This is a genomic window from Fusibacter sp. QWL-12 (assembly GCF_058683495.1).
This window is the reverse complement of the sequence record NZ_CM178745.1, coordinates 2,957,122-2,978,369: the sequence shown is the minus strand read 5'-3', so window position 1 is coordinate 2,978,369 and position 21,248 is coordinate 2,957,122. Positions and strand designations below refer to the sequence as shown.

General features: G+C 38.4%; 22 protein-coding genes. All 22 read right to left on the bottom strand.

The genetic code is table 11. The annotated features are described in order from the left end of the window. Positions 1–16 precede the first annotated feature (16 nt). Positions 17–4,093: an S-layer homology domain-containing protein gene (locus AC4PID_RS14260; protein WP_492132666.1), complete on the bottom strand. Its 4,077-nt coding sequence runs from the start codon at positions 4,091–4,093 to the stop codon at positions 17–19. A 423-nt stretch (positions 4,094–4,516) separates the two neighbouring features. Continuing rightward, positions 4,517–5,506: a selenoprotein TsoY gene (gene tsoY, locus AC4PID_RS14255; protein ID WP_492132665.1), complete on the bottom strand. Its 990-nt coding sequence runs from the start codon at positions 5,504–5,506 to the stop codon at positions 4,517–4,519. Continuing rightward, a complete protein-coding gene (locus AC4PID_RS14250) occupies positions 5,506–5,826 on the bottom strand; it encodes a DsrE family protein (RefSeq protein ID WP_492132664.1) in 321 nt (106 codons plus the stop codon). The genes tsoY and AC4PID_RS14250 overlap by 1 nt, the downstream gene beginning before the upstream one ends. A gap of 2 nt (positions 5,827–5,828) precedes the next feature. Beyond that, entirely contained in the window at positions 5,829–6,962 is a 1,134-nt protein-coding gene (locus tag AC4PID_RS14245) for a cysteine desulfurase family protein (RefSeq protein WP_492132663.1), read from the bottom strand. A gap of 30 nt (positions 6,963–6,992) precedes the next feature. Next, complete coding sequence (locus AC4PID_RS14240) at positions 6,993–7,325, bottom strand: CGGC domain-containing protein (protein WP_492132662.1); 333 nt, start codon at positions 7,323–7,325, stop codon at positions 6,993–6,995. After that, positions 7,322–7,666, bottom strand: coding sequence for an ArsR/SmtB family transcription factor (locus AC4PID_RS14235; protein ID WP_492132661.1), 345 nt, complete (start codon positions 7,664–7,666; stop codon positions 7,322–7,324). The genes AC4PID_RS14240 and AC4PID_RS14235 overlap by 4 nt, the downstream gene beginning before the upstream one ends. A 211-nt stretch (positions 7,667–7,877) precedes the next feature. Continuing rightward, positions 7,878–8,963 (bottom strand): DMT family transporter, encoded by a 1,086-nt coding sequence (locus tag AC4PID_RS14230; RefSeq protein ID WP_492135384.1) that lies wholly within the window; start codon positions 8,961–8,963, stop codon positions 7,878–7,880. A 25-nt stretch (positions 8,964–8,988) separates the two neighbouring features. Further along, complete coding sequence (locus tag AC4PID_RS14225; RefSeq protein ID WP_492132660.1) at positions 8,989–9,291, bottom strand: metal-sensing transcriptional repressor; 303 nt, start codon at positions 9,289–9,291, stop codon at positions 8,989–8,991. Positions 9,292–9,449: 158 nt separating this feature from the next. Continuing rightward, the gene (locus AC4PID_RS14220; RefSeq protein ID WP_492132659.1) at positions 9,450–9,713 is read right to left on the bottom strand and encodes a (2Fe-2S)-binding protein; all 264 of its coding nucleotides are present in this window, start codon (positions 9,711–9,713) and stop codon (positions 9,450–9,452) included. Positions 9,714–9,904: 191 nt separating this feature from the next. After that, positions 9,905–11,827 carry a 23S rRNA (uracil(1939)-C(5))-methyltransferase RlmD gene (rlmD, locus tag AC4PID_RS14215; protein WP_492132658.1) on the bottom strand — a complete coding sequence of 641 codons (1,923 nt, stop codon included), beginning with the start codon at positions 11,825–11,827 and terminating at the stop codon, positions 9,905–9,907. 71 nt (positions 11,828–11,898) lie between these two features. Further along, positions 11,899–12,621, bottom strand: a complete 723-nt coding sequence (locus AC4PID_RS14210; protein WP_492132657.1) for a Crp/Fnr family transcriptional regulator — start codon at positions 12,619–12,621, stop codon at positions 11,899–11,901. 111 nt (positions 12,622–12,732) lie between these two features. Then, positions 12,733–12,927 carry a 4Fe-4S binding protein gene (locus tag AC4PID_RS14205; protein ID WP_492132656.1) on the bottom strand — a complete coding sequence of 65 codons (195 nt, stop codon included), beginning with the start codon at positions 12,925–12,927 and terminating at the stop codon, positions 12,733–12,735. A gap of 148 nt (positions 12,928–13,075) precedes the next feature. Continuing rightward, on the bottom strand, positions 13,076–14,059 hold the full coding sequence (locus tag AC4PID_RS14200) for a helix-turn-helix domain-containing protein (protein WP_492132655.1): 984 nt from the start codon (positions 14,057–14,059) through the stop codon (positions 13,076–13,078). 394 nt (positions 14,060–14,453) lie between these two features. Continuing rightward, positions 14,454–15,221, bottom strand: coding sequence for a 4,5-DOPA-extradiol-dioxygenase (gene ygiD / locus AC4PID_RS14195; RefSeq protein WP_492132654.1), 768 nt, complete (start codon positions 15,219–15,221; stop codon positions 14,454–14,456). A 112-nt stretch (positions 15,222–15,333) separates the two neighbouring features. Then, the gene (locus AC4PID_RS14190; protein WP_492132653.1) at positions 15,334–16,545 is read right to left on the bottom strand and encodes a hypothetical protein; all 1,212 of its coding nucleotides are present in this window, start codon (positions 16,543–16,545) and stop codon (positions 15,334–15,336) included. 239 nt (positions 16,546–16,784) lie between these two features. After that, a complete protein-coding gene (locus AC4PID_RS14185) occupies positions 16,785–17,249 on the bottom strand; it encodes an RNA polymerase sigma factor (protein WP_492132652.1) in 465 nt (154 codons plus the stop codon). 179 nt (positions 17,250–17,428) lie between these two features. Next, positions 17,429–17,893, bottom strand: a complete 465-nt coding sequence (locus tag AC4PID_RS14180; RefSeq protein ID WP_492132651.1) for a flavodoxin domain-containing protein — start codon at positions 17,891–17,893, stop codon at positions 17,429–17,431. 75 nt (positions 17,894–17,968) lie between these two features. Next, entirely contained in the window at positions 17,969–18,523 is a 555-nt protein-coding gene (locus AC4PID_RS14175; RefSeq protein ID WP_492132650.1) for a helix-turn-helix domain-containing protein, read from the bottom strand. A 27-nt stretch (positions 18,524–18,550) separates the two neighbouring features. Continuing rightward, the gene (locus tag AC4PID_RS14170) at positions 18,551–18,907 is read right to left on the bottom strand and encodes a DUF4180 domain-containing protein (RefSeq protein ID WP_492132649.1); all 357 of its coding nucleotides are present in this window, start codon (positions 18,905–18,907) and stop codon (positions 18,551–18,553) included. A gap of 169 nt (positions 18,908–19,076) precedes the next feature. Beyond that, the gene (locus AC4PID_RS14165) at positions 19,077–19,853 is read right to left on the bottom strand and encodes a hypothetical protein (RefSeq protein WP_492132648.1); all 777 of its coding nucleotides are present in this window, start codon (positions 19,851–19,853) and stop codon (positions 19,077–19,079) included. 131 nt (positions 19,854–19,984) lie between these two features. Continuing rightward, on the bottom strand, positions 19,985–20,374 hold the full coding sequence (locus AC4PID_RS14160) for a NusG domain II-containing protein (RefSeq protein ID WP_492132647.1): 390 nt from the start codon (positions 20,372–20,374) through the stop codon (positions 19,985–19,987). Positions 20,375–20,383: 9 nt separating this feature from the next. Beyond that, positions 20,384–21,211 carry a prolipoprotein diacylglyceryl transferase gene (gene lgt / locus AC4PID_RS14155; RefSeq protein ID WP_492132646.1) on the bottom strand — a complete coding sequence of 276 codons (828 nt, stop codon included), beginning with the start codon at positions 21,209–21,211 and terminating at the stop codon, positions 20,384–20,386. Positions 21,212–21,248: the final 37 nt, after the last annotated feature.

Here is a 21,248-nt window from a genome sequence, read left to right as displayed (position 1 = left end):
TTGGATTCGTTATCGGTTACTGAAAATGATAGCTTACCGAATAGGTAATATTGGATTGATTGTACATGCAGTTATGGTTGGTGTAATAATAGAATTCCAATTTACTATAGATGTTCGGTGAAAGACTTCGGCTGAATGTAATGCCATTAGTTGTCGGTGCGTAGTCAAGCTGATCCCACTGCCCAGCTAACACATTATAGCCACGTACTCGCCCATAGTCCTCACCGCTATGCCCACTGACTGGTGGAACTGTAAAGGTGTAGTTCGTAATAGTAGCGCCTGTAATGCCCTGTTCGAGAATTACGGATTCAGGACCACTGAGCATCATACCTCCACCTCGATTAGGATCCGCAACGAAAAACACGATAGCTGCCCATGGTGACTCTGCTCCAGTTGAATCCACTGCTTTAACACGAACAACATTTTTCCCAAGTGGATAGGCTGTGCTTGTCTGTGAAGGTCTTCCTTCCCAAACGTATGTGATGGCATCGCCATCAGGGTCAGTACTTGATGCTGTAATGGTGATTGGTACACTAGGAGCGACGCTATTTCCGTCTGGTGTACGTGTAATTATTGGTGTTGTCGGTGCTGAATTTGTAACAGTGAATGCTATGATTGTCCAATCCGAATACTGACCCCACTTATCCTTTGCTCTAACTTTCACAGAATGAGTACCAACAGAATAATAACCATCATCTGTATTTCCTGAATACTCAAGTGTAACTTGATCTGAGTCTGGGTCTGTTGCTGTAGCAGTAATATTGACCTTTAACTTAGAATTCAGTGCGGTTCTTGTTACAACAGCACTTGCAACAGGTTTATTCGGTGCGGTATTTGCAATGGAGATGCTTTTAGAATAACTGAATTCTCTCCCTGTGCTATCAAACGAGCTTGCCTTCAAAATAAAGCTACCGGTTTTGGTGATGACAATGTTGCCACCTAAATTTGATAATGTTCCAGAATAACTTTCTGGATTACTTTCTTGTGATAAGGACCAGTTTAAAGTCCTTCCCTCAAGCCCCGAAATGGACTGCATTGAAACACTTAGATTATCACCAATATGCGCAGTCTGTGGAACCGAGAAAATGAAGTTTGCTAATGGCTTGACTGTCGCTGTATTTGATTTGAAAGTAAATTCTCTGCCGTTTACATCTGTGGCCTTTGCGATCAGCTTAACTTCGATTGTTTTCTCTGTGTTTATTCTAAAATATCCACCATTTGCCCCAAGTAAACCTGCAGCGCATTCTGTATAAGGCTTTTCTTCCGCTCCATCAATAGACATTAGCCACTCAGTATCCATTTCATCAAGTTCTGAACCTAATGCAATTGCTGTAATGCTATCTCCACTGTAAGTTAACGGAGTGAGCGAAATGCCCATGTTCGGAACCGGGTAAACAGTAAAGATGCTACTTTTTACATAGCTTCTACCTGTAGGATCTGTCATGGTTAATATTAATTCATATTGACCCTTTGAAGAGAAGACCAGACTACCACCTTGTTTGCTCAACTCACCCGTTGCAAAATTGGAACATGGCTCAGAGCCCCCGTCATCTTTTATGATGGTCCACTTCGTAGTGAGGTCATTCACATAAGTACCAGCAGCATTGATTGTCCCTTCCTCACCTACGTACCAAATCTTTGGCACATCAAGTGAAATTTCTGGAACTGGATATACTGTCGTTGATGCTGTAAAAGCGAATACTCTTCCGAGAGCATCTGTCATCGATGACGTCAGCGTATACTCTCCAGTTTCTTTAAAATTAATTTGTCCGCCATAGGCATTGAGTTCTCCTTGGATAACATCAGATATTTCTACTGACTCTCCGTTCTTCATAATTGACCACGTCACCGGTAGTACATTGTTATTGCCTCTTGTTCTCATATCAAGAGTTCGGTCGAGATGTGTCGTTTCTGGAAGTTCAAATGAAATGTTCAGCACTGGTAGAACTTCAACCTTACCACCCTTTTCAAATAGGAATACTCGCCCAGTTTCATCAGTAATGCGAGCAATCAATTCATAAGTGCCAACATGTTTGAATTTTATTGAACCGCCACTATTATCGAGCGATCCATCAACATATGTTTCAAAATCTTGAAATCCAAATCCATTCTCTAGTAACCACTCAACATTAAGTCCATCCATTTCAGATGATTCAGTGACCACTTGGACTAATGTATCTGTGTGTGCAGTGTCAGGCAAAGAGTAAGCAATACTCGGAACAGGATACACTTTTACTGGAGCTGAGTAACTATAACTTCTTCCTGCTTTATCAGCGAAAGATGCTTTAAGAATATACTCGCCGTCATTTACAAAGCGAACAAAGCCACCTTCGTCAGAAAGATTACCTTGAACCATATTTTCAATTTCAACTATTTCACCATCTCTTAATAGTGACCACTCAATTGATGCGTCTCCAAGGTGTTCAAACCTAGTTTCTACATGGACGGTCTTATCTGTATGCGTGATTTCAGGTGCATAAAACCCAACTGAACCAACGGGGTAGATTGTTATTGTCTTTGAAGATTCGAACATTCTACCCGTTTCATCGATTATTTTTCCAGTGAGCAAATAGACTCCCTTGTCTTTGAAGCGAATGCTTCCACCTTCATTTGATAGCTTACCTTCGACATCTTTTGAAAGTTCAGCTATTTCACCATTTTTCTGTAGGCTCCATTCAACATTTAGGTTATTCGCATTTTTTAGGACCGTTGTTAGATGAATTTCCTTGTCTGTATGAGACGCTGACGGAATATCAAATGAAATCCCTGCAACAGGGTATACTTTTGTAGATACCGAATGTGAAAAGACACGTCCAGTTTCATCTTTAATTGATGCAGTTAAGGCATACTCACCACTGTTCTTAAAGACAAAAGTTCCGCCTTCATTATTAAGATCACCTTCAAGGATATCCGCTAGATTAGTAGTTTCTCCGTCTTTCGTTTCCGACCACTCAATAGTGTTTCCGTACAGATTTTCCAATGAGTATATGATTGTTGTTGATTTGTCAGTGTGTGTTGTTTCTGGCAATTCAAAGTTCATATTGATAACTGGATATACTTTGATTTGCTTTGATAGAACCGTTTCTTTTCCTCTGGTATTCTTAGCGGTGGCTGTTAAAGTATATTGACCGTGTTCCTTAAACTTAATAGCACCACCTTCAAGTCCGAGTGTCCCTGTGACAGCATCTTTCATTTCAATAGGCTTTTCAGAACCATCGACATCAGTTTTAGTTAACGTCCAAGTATAGTCAGTCATGTATTTCCATACGGGCATCACTTCAATTTCATTGTCTGTGTGGGCTATCTGTGGCAATTCAAATTTCACCTCTGCTGTTGGATGATAAGAATCTCTATCAGAATTATCGTGTGAACTTCCACCACTATAATCCGGAGCTGGTGTAATAGGTGGCACGTTCTCTTCTGTCGTTGTGCTTGGGCCTGTGGGATCTAAAGGCTCTGTTGGCGTGCTAGGTTCAGGTATTACAACAGGTTTTGTCGTATCGGGTGTTTGAGAAGGTTTTGTAGGCTTTACTTGTGGTGGCTTTGGTTTAATGCTCTCATTCATTTTGTCAGCTTCGCCTTTAGTCACCGGATCATAGGGTCTGATTTTATCATCATCTTCATCACCAATGATTCCATTCTCTCGACCAATGATTACATAGCCTTTGTCTTCATCTTTGATGTCTGACTGATCTTTATAACCACTATGCCCTTTTGTTTGTTCTGCTTCATCATCCAAACCTTTAATTTTCACTATCAGTTTAATAATTTCGGAGCGAGTGATTGGATCATCGGGGTGAAAACCATCTGGATAATCTGAAGGATTGATGATACTTGCGTCTACTAATGCCTCAATGTACTTCTCTGCAAAGTGTCCATCGATATCTGAAAAACTCGGTGGTTCCTTTTCTGAATTTGAGATATCAAGCGAGATCTCCTTAGCTAGAATTGTAGCGTATTCGCCACGTGTGATAATTTCGTCCTTGCCTATAAAGCTTTCCGGATGAAGTCGGTAAGCAATATAGATTCCGCTACACAGCAGAATCAAGAAGACGATTGCAATAATACCAATTCGTTTTTCTTTCTGTCTCATAAATTTTCCATCCTTTCGTTTAATTTTTGATATGAAAAAACCGGAGTCAGCTATTTGACCCCGGCTTCAAATCCATTTTAAATTCATATACATTGGCTATTTGCATAAGTACAGTTCAAAAATTGATTGTTAGTGATTTCTTTCATATTTTTTTAGAATAAAAAAAGAGGTGTAGTGTATAGGTCATTTGAGTTGACCCACAAACTACGCCTCTATTTCCATTACTTAATATAAAAACCATAATACCAGAGCTTATCTGCTAAACAATCCTAAATATCCATTAGCTTTAATAAACTTAACAAATATTGTGGAATAAATGACCACAGCTACAATAATACTTAGGTAATTAAAAAGGTCCAAATAGAAATTCCCAATGTACAAGCCTTGTACATACACACCCAAAACTTGAGTGCCAACGAACGCTCAGACCATTCCCCACTGCGGTGCAGAAAAACTGCTCTTTATGAATTGATTCTTTAGATAGTCACCGATTAAGTAAACGGTGAATACTGCCCATATTATTGTTATCGCAAAAGATGCAATGACTACTATAAAAGATAACCCACTTAAATCAACAGATAAAAGCGTCTGGCCATAAGATGCTAATCTAAACAGGCTTAGTCCATACAGACAAGTAATGGGAATCACTAAGAAAAATGCTGGCAGAATGGGCGTATCAGGCAACTTGGCCGCTTTGATTTGATTACTCATTAAACGAACCAGCTTAGCAACCAATATAAATAATCCTAAACTGACAGTAAAGCATGTCCCTATTACTGCAAGATTAGAAATAGTGACATTGCTTGCCATGATGGCGATTCCTGAACCCGTTAAGCTTACCAATCCAAAAGCAAATGTGTCTAACAACCAAACAAAGTTAAACTTCCTCACATCAGTGGAATCTATACGCCAAGTTTTCATGACTTTTAATTCTAAATAACTGAGAGTCCCCACCAATAATCCAAAATATATCAAAGAGGGAAGCATCAGTTTCTGTAAGTTCATCGATAAAAAAGGCATGAAAAATCCAACTGGTGCCCATAGTACATTTGCACTCATCGCTAAAGAACCTATAACGGCAAATATTGTGACGTTTTTATACGGATCGCTCATAAACTCCAAAAACGTCCCTTTAGTCTTCAACCACTGAGTCAATCCACCCAGAAATAGGGTGGTTAGTACAAAATGCATCATGATGCTTACAAGCATAATCGCTACCAAAACACCATATAGACCAATTTCCATGCTGCTCATGTTACCCCATACAATATCAGAAAATTTAATGAGACCTTTTCCATGAGGCAAAGCAAATTGTAAAAAATTAAAAGGCATCAGTGAAATGCCACCCGCAGCTAATGTGGCTTGAAAAAATAATGGATTAAAATTCATCTTACTACCTAATTTTTTATCCATTAGAATATCATCACTTTGTCCGCCCACTCAACCATTTCAACACAGTCACTCATTGTGTTTATCGGACAAACTTCAGTGCCTCCCATGCTTCTTGATTTCAAGCATGTTCCACAGGCAAGTATCTCACCCTTTATTTCGTGAAAAGCCTTTACTTGAGCTGCTACATCAAATACATCGTGTGTTAAATTTTCAATTTCAACACCTTCTCCCATGAGAAACACTTTTACTTCATGTCCTGATTTCTTAGCAGTAACAGCAAATCTCATCGCATTCCATGATTTTTCAAATTCTTTTGTTTCAATAATAATTCCAAGTTTCATTCTTATCCCTCCTGATTTTGTAATAATTTTATCGTTTTCACTAGCGCTACAATCGCTACATCTAACTCGTCCTTCGTGGTATACCTGCCAAGACTAAATCTCACTGCACCACGTCCAACTTCTTCGGTCACTCCCATTGCCTTTAAAACAGGCGATATGGTCGTCATGCCAGAATGACACGCAGAGCCTGTTGAAGCTGCAACATCTATAAGATGATTTAAAATTTCATGCCCGTTATAGCCAAGAAAACTGAGATTTAGAGTGTTGGGAAGCCGTTTCTCAGGATGTCCATTTAATACAATCCGTTCTCCGAAGTTTTGTCTCATCTGATCATAAAAATATGACGTCATCTTATGAACATCCGAATTATTGAGTGCTTCAATAGCAATTTCACATGCTTTTCCCAAACCAACTTCTAGAATGATATTTTCAGTGCCGGCTCGCCTTCCAGCTTCATGACCTGCTCCGTGAATCAAAGGTTCAATGTGTAACCCATTTTTGATATACAAGGCTCCTATGCCTTTTGGTGCATAGAGTTTATGTCCTGCAATGGTTAGGAAATCCACGCCTAAATCGTTAACATCAATGGGTACCTTGCCTATAGACTGTGATGCATCGGTATGAAAAAGAACTTGATGTTTTTGGCAGATTTGGGCAATCTTTTTGATGGGTTGGATTGTTCCCGTTTCATTATTAGAATGCATTATGGTTACCAAAATCGTCTGTTCTCTAATCAGTCGCTCCACATCTGCTGGATCAATCATTCCATGTTGATCAACTGACAGATAGCTCACTTCATATCCAATACTTTCAAGATACTTACAAGGATTAATAACTGCTGGGTGCTCTGTTACAGAAGTAATGATATGCTTCCCTTTTTTCTGAAAACTATGAGCAACACCCTTTATGACAGTATTGTTTGATTCACTGCCACCACTTGTAAAAATAATTTCATTTTGAGTACAACCTAATAAGTCTGCAACTTGCTTCCTTGCATATTCAATAGCGTTTTTAGCATCTACTCCAAGCGCATGAGTACTTGATGGGTTCCCAAAATGACCATATAGGTAGGGAAGCATAGCATCTGCAACGACTTTGTCTATGGGTGTCGTGGCATTATAGTCGAGATAGATCATTTGTACGCTCCTCTCTTAATTTGAACTATTTTAGTGTGTATAATCTATGATTTTGATCGAGTCTCCAACTTTTTTAGCGATGGCCGCTTTCATTTGTTCAGCATGTGGACAGGGGAAGCCAATTGGGTTGCCTCTTGTGATGCACGAAGCGAGTACAATAGTATCTGCCCCACGTTTTACCATCTCCGCAGCTCTTGTAACAGCTTTTTTACCTGGACATCCACCACATGTATTCACACCAACAACTTCAATATCTTCTTCAATACCTTCAAAGGCTAATTTTTTAGTATTCATGACTTTGAAACAAGTTGTAGCAGGGCACATATCCTCCGTCTGCATACATCTTATTAAACCTACCTTCATTTTTCGAGCACCTCACTTCTAATCGATTTAATCTTATCAAATTGTTTTTCCATTTGTTCAACCATTGCATCTCTCATGATCATACATGCTTGTAGCGTTTTGGGATTATCCAATGAATAATACATCTTCGTTCCCTCACGCCGCACTGTCACTACGCCCTTTTCTCGCATGACAGCTAAATGTTGCGAGATATTTGGCACTTTAACTTCCATTTTGGATGCAATTTCCTCAACACAAAGTTCTTGATTACCTAATAAAAATAGAATTTCTATTCTTTTTGGGTTTGCCATGAACTTGCAAAATTCTGCATGTAACTTATATAACTCTTTTTCACTTTGCAAAGAATTTACCCCTTTTTATATTTGCATACTTTCGCAAATAAGTAATAACTTAATATTACCCATTTGATAAGGTTTTGTCAAGATGACTATTCAGTGTCTGCTGTTTGAGATACTAAATGAATTTGAAAAAAAATAGACAAAGTCTATCGATCATGTGAGTTGACCTAAAAACTTTGTCTATAACCTATTCATCATTTTGTACCCATATTGATCAGTGTTGATGTCTATGATGTAAATCGGGCAAGTGGGTATGAACATGCTCAATTATTTCATGAGTGTGTTGATGAGAATGCTCACCTTGTATTTCCTCATGATGTGTGTGGTTATGATGTCCATCAAGATGGTTATGCTTGTGCTCATGAACCTCTTCCAAGTGTACATGACTATGCTTATGATCTTCTGAAACTGCAAAGTACGTACCAATTAACATAATTGTCAGCGCTATCACAAATGTGGCTGTGACAGGCTCATGTAGCACAATCCACGATATCACCACGCCGATGAAAGGTGCAGTCGCATAAAATGCACTGGTCCTTGCAGCGCCTAATTCTCTTTGGGCTTTGATATATAGAAAAATACTCATGCCATATGCGACAAATCCCAATAATAATGTGAATAGAATATAGAGCCAGTTGTAACTTGATTCATGAATTGCAAATGAAATGATTAAAGATCCTAAACCAGATCCAAAGCCTTTTATCACGACAATTTGGAGTGGATCCTTTAACGATAGCATTCGGGTGCAATTATTTTCAAAGCCCCACGCTATACACGCCAACAACACAAAAATAGAACCTACTGAAAATGACAGGCTGCTTAAATCAGATACTGACAAAATAATGCTCGAAATTGTAATGAGCGTTATCGCTAACCACATTCTTTTTCCGATTGTTTCTTTGAAGATAAAAAGTGCAATTAAGGAAGTCGCGACTATTTCAAAATTATTGAGCAAAGATGCGTTTGAAGAAGTAGTCAATGTCAGTCCAAGCATCAAAAATATTGGCGCCGCAATATCTAGTAGAATCATGCCCAATATAAATGGCAGTTCTTTTGCTGTCATTTTAGCCTCAAGTTGTTCCTTTTTTGAAAGCACATTGTACAAATTGATGCCAGCCATCCCTATGCCTGCACCAAGATATAAAAGTGCTGCCATCAATGTTGGTGGAATTTCAACTAATAAGATCTTAGATACCGGTGAACTTATGCCATATAATAGTGCCGCCAGTATTGCATAGCTGACTGCTTTTAATTTTTTATCACGACCTTTAATTGAATTAATTTCATTTAGTCTCTCCATCATTCTATTTCCCTCAAATTGAATACTAATGTATTCCAGCGTCTTTCTTAACATTGATTCCAACATATTCGTTGATGGCATCAATAAGGTCGTTAATAACTTTCTTGTCACCTTCTTTTGCTGCCTCTACAACGCAATGGTTGATATGATCTTCTAGTATAACCTTACTTGCACTATTTAGAGCCGATATCACTGCTGAAATTTGTACCAATAACTCACTGCAATCTCTACCTTCTTCAGCCATCTTCTTTACAGATTCTAAATGTCCTATCGCTCTGGATAATCGATTTATAACTTGTTTACTTTGTGGATGGTTATGTTCATTCATTTTTACACCTCCATATCCCCCCCTGGGGGTTTTTTATATTGTATCATATATCCTAATTAGATGCGATAAAAAAAGACAGAGTCTATTGGTCAATTTAAGTTGACCTAGAAACTCTGCCTTTGATTCAAAAGTATATTATTTTCAATTGGTATCAAATTTTACAATTTCATTTTATCTGAGTGTTTATTGAATACATATACAATATCTGAATAACAGCAAACCCCTTTAGGATTATTAACTGCACAATTACTATTCTTCATAGCACCTGTTGCTTCAATTACATTTTTTACAGTTAATGCACCGTTCTCAATTGCTAAGATAATATCCTGTTCAGTTACATGATCACAATAACAAACATATTCACCGATAATAGGATCCTTATTCTCAGAACTGCAACAAGAGCAACATTTTTCTTCACTCATTGAATGACCACCTCTAGGCTTTCTAGTTTTTTTGATATCACAACTATTTAGACTTTTTTTGTATCCTTAACTCATCAAATTAGCTATGTCATCTATATTTTTGCCCTTTTTTCGGGGTCAAAAAACGTCATTTTTTTGCTGTTTTTTGACCCAAAATTCAGTCCAAAACCACTATATGTTGTGGTCAAACTCTACTTTTTATCACCAGAACCACTACGCGTCATCAGAATTATCGCTTCTACGTGCTCCGTCATAGGAAACATGTCAAACGCATGCATCGACTGAACCTTAAACCCATTCGCAGTCAGATACTTAAGATCCCTTGCAAGTGACTCAGGACCACACGACACATACACCACAGTCTTCGGTGAAAGCTTCACAAGTGAAGCCAAGAATGGTTCATCACTGCCTGATCTTGGTGGGTCCATGAACACGACGTCGATCTTTTCTTTTTCTTCAGCAAGTGCTACCATGAAGTCGCCTGCGTCGGCTTGATAGAATCTAGCGTTATCGATGTGGTTGTATTTTGCGTTATAGATGGCGTCTTTTACGGCGTCTTTATTGAGCTCGACACCGATAACTTCTTTTGCCTTTTTACTAGCGATGAGACCGATCGTTCCGATACCGCAGTAGGCATCTAGAACTGTTTCAGCACCCGTCAGCCCAGCGAGTTCGATGGCTTTATTGTAAAGTTTTTCCGTCTGAACAGAGTTAACCTGATAAAAGCTCTTTGGAGATAAGCGGAATACCGTACTACAAAGTGTATCCTCTATCGTTCCTTTGCCGTAAAGGACAGTCTCTTGATTGCCCAGTACCATGCTGGTTCTTCTGCTATTAATGTTAAGCACCACACTTGTAATCTCTGGGTGTCTTTCTAAAAGTGCCTTTACAAAGTTGTTCTTACTCGGCATAACTGGTCTCCCAGCTACAAGTACCACAAGCACTTCTCCACTCACATGACCGCGGCGGATTAGAACGTGTCTTAAGAAGCCAGTTCCAAAATCCTCGTCATATGGCATCATTTTAAACGAAGGCATCAGCTCGCGAATCGTGTTGATAATCTTATTTGCCACTGAATTCTGAATCTCACAGTTGGTCACAGGAATGACATGATGCGACTCTTCTTCGTAGATCCCTGAAATAATCTTTCCCTTTTTATCGTATGAAAAAGTCGCATGCACTTTGTTTCTGTAGTGAAGTGGGTTGTCCATACCGACGATTGGTTGCACCTTACCATATGCACCTAGCAGCTGATTGATTTTATGGTCTTTGTAACGGAGCTGTCCCTCATAAGTGAGATGTTGTAGCTGACAGCCACCACAACTACCATAGACACCACAGGTATTTTCGGTGTGAAATTTGTGGAAGATTTCACGAACGACGCGGTCTTCAGCTTGTTGATAGCCGTTGCGCGTATTGCCTTTACCTCTATAATTGGTTTTGCCTCTATAGTTGGGCGATGGTTTTCCTGAGTAATTATTTGAGTTATGGTTTGATCTCTGATTTGATCTTTGATCTGAATTTTGATTGGCCCCTTGATTAGCGCCTTTTGTTTGTTCAGATCTATTATAGCTGCCCTTTGACTCATTCTTTGATGCACCTTTGCCTGCATACGGCTTATTCGCACCTGCTTTACCCGCATTCGGTTTACTACCATAAGCAGCATTGCCATTTGATGGGTTCCCATTAGCGCGATTTCTAGCACCAGGGCTTTGATTAGAACCGCCCTTTGAACGGTCGCTAAACTCTGAGCCGTATTTTTTATACGCCTTCTCTTTATAATGCGCACCCTTTCCGTGGGCTAGGTTATCATAATCAGATTCGTCCTCGTCATCCCAATCCCCGTCGATCACAACGTTGGTATAGGATTCACCCTTAGCTTTAGATTTGTTATTATAGTTGCTATTTGATTGATCATAAGGCTTTGGCTTTCCACTGGCTTTGCCGTATGCATTGCCGATAGGTTTAGCACTTTTACGATCTGATGTGCGTTTTTCTGACGCTTGGTCATAATCGTCCTCAAAATGATTCATCTGTCCTTGCTTTGGTGTTTTGCGTCCCTCGAAAAAAGGAGAATCGCTTAGTTTACTTTTTGGTTTGGATTTTTTCGCCATATACCTCACACTCTCTTATAAATACGCTGACTTTTTAGTAATCAAGTCTTTACACGTTTTTTCTCTATTTATTAAAACAAGCCAACGATCTCTCTTAATCTCGCTTTATCGTTGACGATGACGCCACCGCGCTGCATGGTAACAATCCCCTCAGCAGCAAAGTACTTGAGCATGCGCGAGACCACTTCTCTTGCGGAGCCAACGTACTTGGCAATCTGGTCGTGCGTCATTAGGATTTCTACCGAGCCATTTCTAGAAATCTCATCCAGTAAAAAGCTGGCAAGTCGCTTGTCGAAGCTCATGAAAAGGATCTGCTGCATCGCCCACATAACGTCCGAAAAACGCGCCACAGCCTCTTTGTTTGTAAAGTTCTCCACGTGAACGTTGGTCGCTGCCAGCTCGCTGTAGACGTCGGAATTGATGATCAAAAGCTCGCTGTCAAAGTCCGCATCGATGTGCACGTCGAAGGTGATGTTGCTCAGCACACATGAGGACGAAAGCACACACACGTCATTGGGTGCGAGTCGGTACAAGGTGACCTCTCTTCCGTCTTCTGATAGGATGTACGTGCGAAGCCCTCCAGTGCGGATCAACAAAATCCCGATACAATCGCTTTCACCACCATGGATCATTTCGCCTTTTTTATAAGACACATTATAAGTGTTGTTGATCAGTTTATGCTGTTCGTTACTTGTGAGATTCGACCAAAATGGTAGGAACTGTTTCAGCAGCTCACTCAGTGCATTTTCGTCAAAATCTGACCGCAATTTTCTGTCTAAATCGTATATACCCATATTACTCCCCTCTGCTCATTTCAGTGGGATTTTTAGACACAAAAAATCCCAACAGATGTGGTCAATGTCTATTATACCACGGCTATTGGGATATTAGTAGAATTCGCGAAACTATTCTAATACGAGTGCTCTCGTCGGGCAAAAACGTACGCATTTACCACAAGCGATGCATTTGTCCATATCGACAGTCGGTGCGCCATATCCGATTTGACGCATTGCGTCTACCGGACATACCCGAACTGCTGGACAGGGGTGGTTTTGTGGACAACGGTTTGTCTTCACTACTAAAGTTAAAGTACTGCTCATTTCTTACACCTCTAATCTAAATCCTTACTGTGCTGACCTCTTCCATCTAACCTGAGTCTGGGGGACTTTAGCTCTGTGTTAGGTCATGCTATACCTCTTAAGTCATTATAGTGAATAAGCGCATGTGCATCAGTGATTTAATCACAGGTTACTTTTCTTTATTCACAGGGAACAAGATTTGTACGAGCCCTGCTAATGCTGCAAAGACGAGTCCAGCGATTGGCCAAATCAGCCATGAGATGTACCAAGCGTTTAACCAGAAGCTCCAATAGAGGTAGATGGCTACCACGATCGGCCAAAAGACAACTGCCAGTAAACCAATTTTTTTATTTTCCTTAATACGCGTTGGTGTAAACTCACCTGTTTTTAAGATGACTTCATAAGCATTTTTAGTCGCATTCACAAGGATCAATCGGTAGAGTGCAAATCCAGCAAGTAAAATCAAAACCACAACCATCATAAGCTTCAATGTGGCAGAACTAGAAAGTACACTTGCATAGATGAGAGGGACTGCACTTGTGATCATCATAATGATGGCAATTGCGATGCCTCTATTGTACTTAGGTTTGTATTTTGCCAACTTGTCTTTATAAACACCTTCAACCCCATAGCTCAGTTCAAACTGTGCTTCCAGCTTTTCTACCGAAAGGTTGAATTGGTTACTGATGATAAACAAACTAACGCCTATCGCTGCAATGAGTAAGATCAAGGTCAAGCCCACCAATAATGCCACATTGTGACTGACAAATGCGCCTTCACCTTTTGAAAGACCCAAAAGAATCAATAATGGAATGACTGCGTAGATACATAATAGTACGCCTCTTGCTACCATCTTGATGCTTTTTTCTTTTTCAGACACATAATGATTCGCATCTTCCAAAGATAGTTTGACTAAGCCTTCATTATCATCTGTACCTGTTGCATCTGGTATTTCAATTTCATCTTTTAATAAGTAATCTGTGGAGACGCCGAAAATTTCAGCCATTTTTAGGATTTTGGTTAAATCGGGAATGCTGTTGCCACTTTCCCATTTTGAAACTGATTGTCTAGATACGTTTAATGCATCTGCTAAATTTTCTTGTGACCATCCAAACTGTTTTCTTAATTGTATGATTTTATCTGCTAGAATCATAACGACCATCCTTTCTCAATTTGCCACTAAGTAGCGTTTTGATCCTACAAAGTGGATTTGGTTTATGGTCAAATTCTAACATTCGAAGCAGTGGCAAGCCACCAATCACGCTTTGAAATTTGTCAACTAACGGTTGCGTTTGTTGGAATTTCAATCAATTTCGGTAGCAACTACCGAACTGTCACTTGCGACTAAGATTTTTTTTAGAAATTAACCTTATGATTTTACAAATCCAAATTTAATGAAGATACCGTCGAGCGAGGTCTTGTATTTATCATGATATGACTAAGATCTTTATATTATTTTGACTATGATCCTTATATTATATGACTATGATCCTTATCTTATTTTGGTTCATAAAATTATTTTGCTTAAATACAAGCATACTTAGACTCTAATAAAAGTAATACCCCGTCATGGACATAGCGCCCATCAGACATTTGTCGTTATAAACTTCAATTGTATCCTTAGGATCTACAGCACCAAGTGCATATAATAATGGATAATAATGATCTGGCGTATAAAATGCTTTTTCTGCACATGCACCTGCGCGCTCATAGTTCACACAGCCGTCAAAATCATGCGCTAATATTCTATTTTTAATATAATCATCAAACTCTTGTGCCCAAGGATAGCCATCTGCCATGTTCCAGTTCACCAATGAAAGGTTATGAACCACATTTCCACTGGCAAATATAAGAATACCTTGTTCTCTTAATGCTTTTAATTTTTGTCCGATTTCAAAGTGCTTCTGTGCAGGTGCACGAAGGTTAACACTCAGTTGAACCACTGGAATATCCGCCTCTGGAAACATCTTGCAAAGAACGGACCACGTGCCGTGATCGATGCCCCATCGATTATCGATGGTCACTTCATCACCTAAAAGACCCACCAATTGTTCAGCAAATGCTTTTGAACCTTTGACTGGGTATTTCAGTTCGTACAGCGCTTTTGGAAAACCGTACATATCATAGATTTGTTTTGGCTCTACAGTATCCGAGGTCTTAGTCCCTTCAGTATACCAGTGCGCAGAAATAGCCAGTATCACAACTGGCTTAGGAATTTTTTTACCGAGTTCTTCCCATTTCTGTGTGAACGCGTTGTCTTCAATTGCATTCATTGGATTGCCGTGTCCGGCAAATATTACAGGCATTCTAGTCATCTTTACCTCCCTTTAAGCTCACTAATTAGTGAAGCCATTTCCTAATTAGTATTATACCACTTTAAAGGGAGGATCAACGACTTTTCAAGAAGTAGGATGTAGCGTTTATATGCTAAAGTTCATAGCTACCTAAGTTAGAGATGGTTTGATTGCTTTCGTCATCTATATCAGATGTGTTTGCATCGCTGGGTTCAGCATCACCATCCTGTAAATTGATCACACCATAGTTTTTAGATAACTTCTGCATGATCGCATTTTGGATTTCTTTTTGGAAGCCCAATACGCCGTAATTCTCGATTTTAATAATCTTGGTTTCAACGATTTCTTTTGTAACCGATGAATCAAACGTTAGAACGCCGTTATTTTTAATTTTTACACCTTCAGAATCTTCGAGGTAAGCCTTATTGATGGTCAATATGGCAAAATTTTTGGTCATATTGGGGTCAATCACACTGATGTGCTCTGCTTTTTCAATGATTTCTTTAAGGGCGTCTAATTCTGCCTCTGTGACTTCAACCGATTTGCAGATGATTTTATTCACATATGGTTTGATCTTTTCAACTGGTAGATCAATGACAAGTTTACCTTTAATATGAAGTCGATCACTTCCAAGAGATTGGTAGTTTGATTCATCGATCGTGAGCTTATCGAAATAAGCATAGCCCTCTTCTACGATAACCTTTTCGATTTCAAGGTAATTACTGATTTTTCTTGCGACTAATCTAATATTGTTTTTGCTAACAATCAAGGTGTTGAGAATTCTAACGCTATCAAAGGTCTCATTAAATAAAGCTTCATCAAATGGTTCAAGCACCTTTAAATGATCAGTTAAAAGCTTGGTTCCTAGCTGAACACCAAAAAGTTGTTCATCTATTACTGAAAAAGTACCTTCTACGTAAACTTCATCGTTTCTATAGAGAACGGTATCTCCATTTACAGTGACACGGCCCGCCATTGCTCCAAAGTCGGTTTCACTGATAATCATTCTGCCATTGATAACGACTTTATAAAGCTTTTTCAAAGCTTCCGGTGAGTTAATTGGCTCAACTTTAAGCTTACCGTTGATGACCAATAACATCGGATTTTCTAAACCTTCAAGTATGACCTTTGAAAGTGTGTGCATCCCATTATGCGTTACCAAATCTACATTCTCAGGTACCTGTAAAAGTGCACCGACATTTTTCTGCTTGATTTGATCCATATCACCCAGTTGTTCTTCTGTGATCACCACGGTTCCGATATTTTCTATCTTTGAAATATTTTTAAGCTCTTCTTTTGTCGCTTTTCTAAGATCTAGCATGCCAATGTTCATATACTTTTTCATAAAATCCTCCTCAGTGATTATCTTATCGGTTTATTATCATTTGTCTATTTGACGGCTCTGCTTCTGAATAGCGTTGCACGTTTTCCCAATTCATCCTTTTAATCGTTTTATTTACACCATTTTTCTATTTTTTCTTTTTCTTCTTGTTTGGGTTCTGGTTTGAAGACGATTCTGCCATTTGGATCGCCATACCACAAACCATTATAGATAGAATCTAATTTCATAAAAGACTCCTTTCGTTATACATCCTCTAGTGCCGTTCTTAGGAATTCAATCGCTTGACTGAGTCTAGATCGGACGGTGGACGGTTTCATCGAAAGCTGCTCGCCGATTTCAGTACTGTTATAGCCACTTATATATCTAAGTGCCACAACGGTTCTGAGATTTTCAGGCAGCCGCATCAACAGGTCTGAGGTTACCAGATGATCTTCTATAAAGGCCTCATAGCCCATTTCATAATCTTCAGCTAGGTGTACCAGTCTTTTCTGCTTCCGATATTGATCGATGTAAAGACGTTTGACTGTGGTATACAGCCAGCCTCTAATCTGCATCGGATGCATCTGTTCGAACATCTCATACTGCTCAAGCGCTTTGATGTACGCTTGTTGTGCGAGATCTTCCGCATCTTCCCATTGCCGGCTTAAGGAAAAAGCGTATCGAATCAGTTGCTCTTGGTAGGTTTCATATATCTGATAAATCTTCATCTTGCACCTCATGCACTACTCTGTGCTTATGTGTTACATCTATATAACGGATGAGTCTCCCAAAGTGTCCAAAAATATTTTAAAAAAAATGAGATTATGGCTAAAAAAAATTCCTACCTCTAAATCATATCGGATTTATGGGTAGGATGAAATAGGTTCTGTTTATGAGTTGGCATCTTTTAGATGTTTTTTACTTGCTCTGCGAACTGTTTGACTTGACTTAGGTCAACGCGATCTATCGGCATCCCCTTTTCTAGTCCAAAGATCAATCTAGCAAAGCCTGGCATTTCTTTGTCTACTCTGCCTGAAAATACGGTGTTGGCATCGACTTTCATCATACCATCTGAAAAGTGATGGATTTTTTTGTTCCAGCCATCTCGGCATGCGTCCACCATATAAGACACTGCGTAGAAAGCCACTTTCTTTTTCTCAAGCTCTGTTTGATTTGCTTTTACAAATGTTTTAACCGATTCGTTCCAGTTCATACCATTGATTGGCCCCCCGACGATCACCTTGTCATAATCGTCAAATTTGATAGCGTCACCAATCGCTTTTACTTCTGCATTTTCAAGTTCTGCCCCCATAGCTTCTGCAATCTGTCGCGTCGTTCCGGTCTTTGAATAATAGACGATAAGAGTTTTCATAACACACGCCCCCTTTTTTAAAATGATTATATGCCTTAAAGGTTATAATCGCGTAAGAGAATTGTTTGAAATTTGCTAATGGTCAAGTAATTGTTTTAAGTGTCCCAGTAAACCTTCTGTCAAATCCAAATCGCCCCAAATCATTAACCTTAATACCCCTTCGGACTCTAAAAATTGTGCGGTTAAGGAAGCAGGGGTTTCTCTTTTGGTACTTGTGTTTAAGAGTGCGGTCATCATATTGGCGATACGGATGCTTTCATCTCTTGACAGCACTGGAATATCCACTACGGATGAGAGCATGATCGGTTTTCTTTTTGAGGTCTGATGAGGGGGTCGTTTTTCTTCATTATATATAGGCTTACTACTAAAGGACTCGCTTTGAAACGTAGCATCTTTTTCATGATCAAGAATTGCTTCGTTACTTCCATCACTACTTCTATCATTATTTCTATCATTGCCGCTGTAAAAGCTGGTCCCTTCTGTGAACACACTTAGATCATGTCCAGTAATACGATAGCTTTTCCCTAGCTTGGTCGCCTTTAGCTTGCCTTCTCTGATATATCGCTGTAAGGTTTTCGGATGAAGGTTTAGTAATTCAGCCACCTGATCCACTGTATAATAAATCGACATAATTTTCTCCTGTTTGATGATATCTCATTATACCATTTCTAGAGCAGTTGCACCCTCTTCAATTGTCGCTTTAAAGAAAACGGCTTTTCCTTTATTACATTCATAGATAAAATCCTTTAGCGCATTGCTTTGTACTTCGCTGAAATCGCCCACTATAGCGATCTTCATGTTATAGTTCATCAGTTTTTGCAGTATTTCACCTGCGATTTTAGTCTTTAAGTCGAAAAATGCCTCACCAAGACTCTCACGGTGTACGATAATTCGGTTGCACTTTTCATAATACTGAACGGTTGCGATGACATCCAATAACGCATCAGTTCCGTGAATTTCATAGCTCGTATCTAGATGTACGATGGGTACTTTGTATTCATTTAAACGTTTCATGGTTACTAATTGCTCCTTTTTATATCTTATAGTAGTTTATAAGGAGTATATATTACCTTTTGTCAATTGTCAACTTTAGTACTATTAAATAAAAAACGAAAAATCCCAACACCAGCATTTTATCTGCTAATATCGGGATTTTTCAAAAACTTAAGAAGTGGATTACAATCTATTTAATTTCGTTTTCAATTACATCAATAAGGCTACCATGCCAATCATGATACCAAACATAACCTGTAAAACCATTAACACTTAGCATACCAAATGGTTGCCCTTCTTTCATAACATGAAAAGTATAATAGCCATAAAATTCATGATCATCATCTCCTAAGCTGATCTCAGGATAATACTTTGCAAGATATGCTTCAGCCTTTTTATATGCTTCATCACTCGATATTGTGTTCTCAACAATACCTTCGTTAGAATCATTATAGCTTGTATAATAGTTGCCCATCATGCCTCTTCCCATATATGAGTTTCCCATCATACCGCCACCTGAGTGCATACCATATTTTAGGTTCCACATCATATTAGGTCCAAACTCAGGATAAATCGCTTTTGTGTATGGATTAACCAAAAGCTCCATTGCACCTTTACCAGTAGACTTTTCAACAACTGAATAATAATAATCACTATCTTCAAAGATAAAAATATCTTCAATTACTAAATCATCACCATAATGTGCGAGGAATTTTTCAACTTCTAAAGTTAGATCTTCAACAGGATATGGCTCGTTGTTTTCATTCAAGTTTGACTGGTTAAAAAAACCACGCATCATGGAACCCATACTACCAAAATTAAAGCCATTATTATTTGAATAGCCTTGTCCCATCATCGAATTAAAACCATAGTTTCCAAAACTGTCTTGTGCAAATACAAACCCGCTAATGCTAGCGACTAATAGCAACACAACAATTAATATCATAAAAACTCTCTTTTTCATCATATTGATCACCTTTCTAAAATAATCCTTTCTTGAGTATATTATCAAATATAATTGTGTTTCAAATATGACTGATTACAAAAAAATATAACAAGTTTATTAAATGCCATCACATCCACTTTGTATCTCTTAATTTAATTAGAGATTGAATCTATTGAATTGATTTTAGTATCCAGCCCATCAATGATTTTCACACTTATTTTATTAGGGAGACAAACGATCGTTTGATAAGATTTATCGATCCAGCCCGTTTTAGAACAAATTCCTTTTGGACAGATACTTTTATCCATTTCTCTAACGCTTACTTTGCCTTTATTAAATTCCACAGTTAGTGTACCTCTTTCAAAGGGTATCGTTTGTTCGAAAATATCAGTGGAACTAAAATTTACTCGATAGGTCTCTTCTTTAATGTTAATAACTGCTGTCATTTCACTAGATAAATTTGGTACATATTTCATGAAAACCATCAGCATTATACTTAAAATTAAAATGCCCGATAAAATGATTATATCAACTTTTTTCATACATACACTTTATCTAATCATAAAAAAAATAATGATACCAATTATACCTATTGAAACTACGCTAACTAGAACTGCAATGACCTCTTTGGGTGCAATCTTATGACGTTCTTCTCGAATAGGTGCAATTGACTTTAAAACGAAGTAAAATATAAGACCAACAATCATTAGTCCTAAACTACTTATATGTGCAACTGTAATGTCACCAACCACCGCTGGATTGATTCTAAAAAATTCAACAATCCCTCTAATGATGGCAAACCCAATGATATATTCTGCTAATAATTGTCCTTTAAATTTACTGTTTTTCCTTCGTAACATCAACCAAGTAAATAATACTAGGTCCAATACCGCTTCATAAATTTGAACAGGATGTAGTAATTGACCATTATGCCAAATTCCCCAAGGATAATTTGACGCCATTTGTTTTCCATATACGTCACATCCGATTCTCCCGATAAACTGTCCAAAAGATAACCCTAATACAGCAACATCCCCAAAGTCATAAAACGAAATTTTTTTCAATTTAGAGTAAATCAATCCAAATATAATTGTGCCAAACAAAGCGCCTTGAATTGATAACCCACCATTGCTAATATGGAAAATTTCTTTCGGATTTTCCATATAATACTTGGGGTCAAATACAAAAATATAAAAAATTCTAGCTGATACAATAGCGACAATAATTGAGTAAATAGCAAAATTAAAAAATGAATCTGAATCTAGTCTTCTCCTTTTGCTTTCTTGATATGAAATGAAAATACCTGAAAGTAGTCCTAATGCTACGGTTAAACCAAACAAATAAACACTTATGTTCCCAATTGTAAGAATGCGTTCCATATAATCTCCTAAAATATATTTCTTAATTATAAGAGAT

What these genes read in the sequence shown, in the direction of transcription:
- tsoY (WP_492132665.1), bottom strand. Translation starts at nt 5,506, where the DNA reads ATGGATAAAAAATTAGGTAGTAAGATGAATTTTAATCCATTATTTTTT.
- AC4PID_RS14205 (WP_492132656.1), bottom strand. Translation starts at nt 12,927, where the DNA reads ATGAGCAGTACTTTAACTTTAGTAGTGAAGACAAACCGTTGTCCACAA.
- lgt (WP_492132646.1), bottom strand. Translation starts at nt 21,211, where the DNA reads ATGGAACGCATTCTTACAATTGGGAACATAAGTGTTTATTTGTTTGGT.
- AC4PID_RS14260 (WP_492132666.1), bottom strand. Translation starts at nt 4,093, where the DNA reads ATGAGACAGAAAGAAAAACGAATTGGTATTATTGCAATCGTCTTCTTG.
- AC4PID_RS14230 (WP_492135384.1), bottom strand. Translation starts at nt 8,963, where the DNA reads ATGGAGAGACTAAATGAAATTAATTCAATTAAAGGTCGTGATAAAAAA.
- AC4PID_RS14245 (WP_492132663.1), bottom strand. Translation starts at nt 6,962, where the DNA reads ATGATCTATCTCGACTATAATGCCACGACACCCATAGACAAAGTCGTT.
- AC4PID_RS14175 (WP_492132650.1), bottom strand. Translation starts at nt 18,523, where the DNA reads ATGTCGATTTATTATACAGTGGATCAGGTGGCTGAATTACTAAACCTT.
- AC4PID_RS14180 (WP_492132651.1), bottom strand. Translation starts at nt 17,893, where the DNA reads ATGAAAACTCTTATCGTCTATTATTCAAAGACCGGAACGACGCGACAG.
- AC4PID_RS14170 (WP_492132649.1), bottom strand. Translation starts at nt 18,907, where the DNA reads ATGAAACGTTTAAATGAATACAAAGTACCCATCGTACATCTAGATACG.
- AC4PID_RS14200 (WP_492132655.1), bottom strand. Translation starts at nt 14,059, where the DNA reads ATGATTCTAGCAGATAAAATCATACAATTAAGAAAACAGTTTGGATGG.
- rlmD (WP_492132658.1), bottom strand. Translation starts at nt 11,827, where the DNA reads ATGGCGAAAAAATCCAAACCAAAAAGTAAACTAAGCGATTCTCCTTTT.
- AC4PID_RS14225 (WP_492132660.1), bottom strand. Translation starts at nt 9,291, where the DNA reads ATGAATGAACATAACCATCCACAAAGTAAACAAGTTATAAATCGATTA.
- AC4PID_RS14160 (WP_492132647.1), bottom strand. Translation starts at nt 20,374, where the DNA reads ATGAAAAAAGTTGATATAATCATTTTATCGGGCATTTTAATTTTAAGT.
- AC4PID_RS14240 (WP_492132662.1), bottom strand. Translation starts at nt 7,325, where the DNA reads ATGAAGGTAGGTTTAATAAGATGTATGCAGACGGAGGATATGTGCCCT.
- AC4PID_RS14190 (WP_492132653.1), bottom strand. Translation starts at nt 16,545, where the DNA reads ATGAAAAAGTATATGAACATTGGCATGCTAGATCTTAGAAAAGCGACA.
- AC4PID_RS14185 (WP_492132652.1), bottom strand. Translation starts at nt 17,249, where the DNA reads ATGAAGATTTATCAGATATATGAAACCTACCAAGAGCAACTGATTCGA.
- AC4PID_RS14220 (WP_492132659.1), bottom strand. Translation starts at nt 9,713, where the DNA reads ATGAGTGAAGAAAAATGTTGCTCTTGTTGCAGTTCTGAGAATAAGGAT.
- ygiD (WP_492132654.1), bottom strand. Translation starts at nt 15,221, where the DNA reads ATGACTAGAATGCCTGTAATATTTGCCGGACACGGCAATCCAATGAAT.
- AC4PID_RS14165 (WP_492132648.1), bottom strand. Translation starts at nt 19,853, where the DNA reads ATGATGAAAAAGAGAGTTTTTATGATATTAATTGTTGTGTTGCTATTA.
- AC4PID_RS14250 (WP_492132664.1), bottom strand. Translation starts at nt 5,826, where the DNA reads ATGAAACTTGGAATTATTATTGAAACAAAAGAATTTGAAAAATCATGG.
- AC4PID_RS14210 (WP_492132657.1), bottom strand. Translation starts at nt 12,621, where the DNA reads ATGGGTATATACGATTTAGACAGAAAATTGCGGTCAGATTTTGACGAA.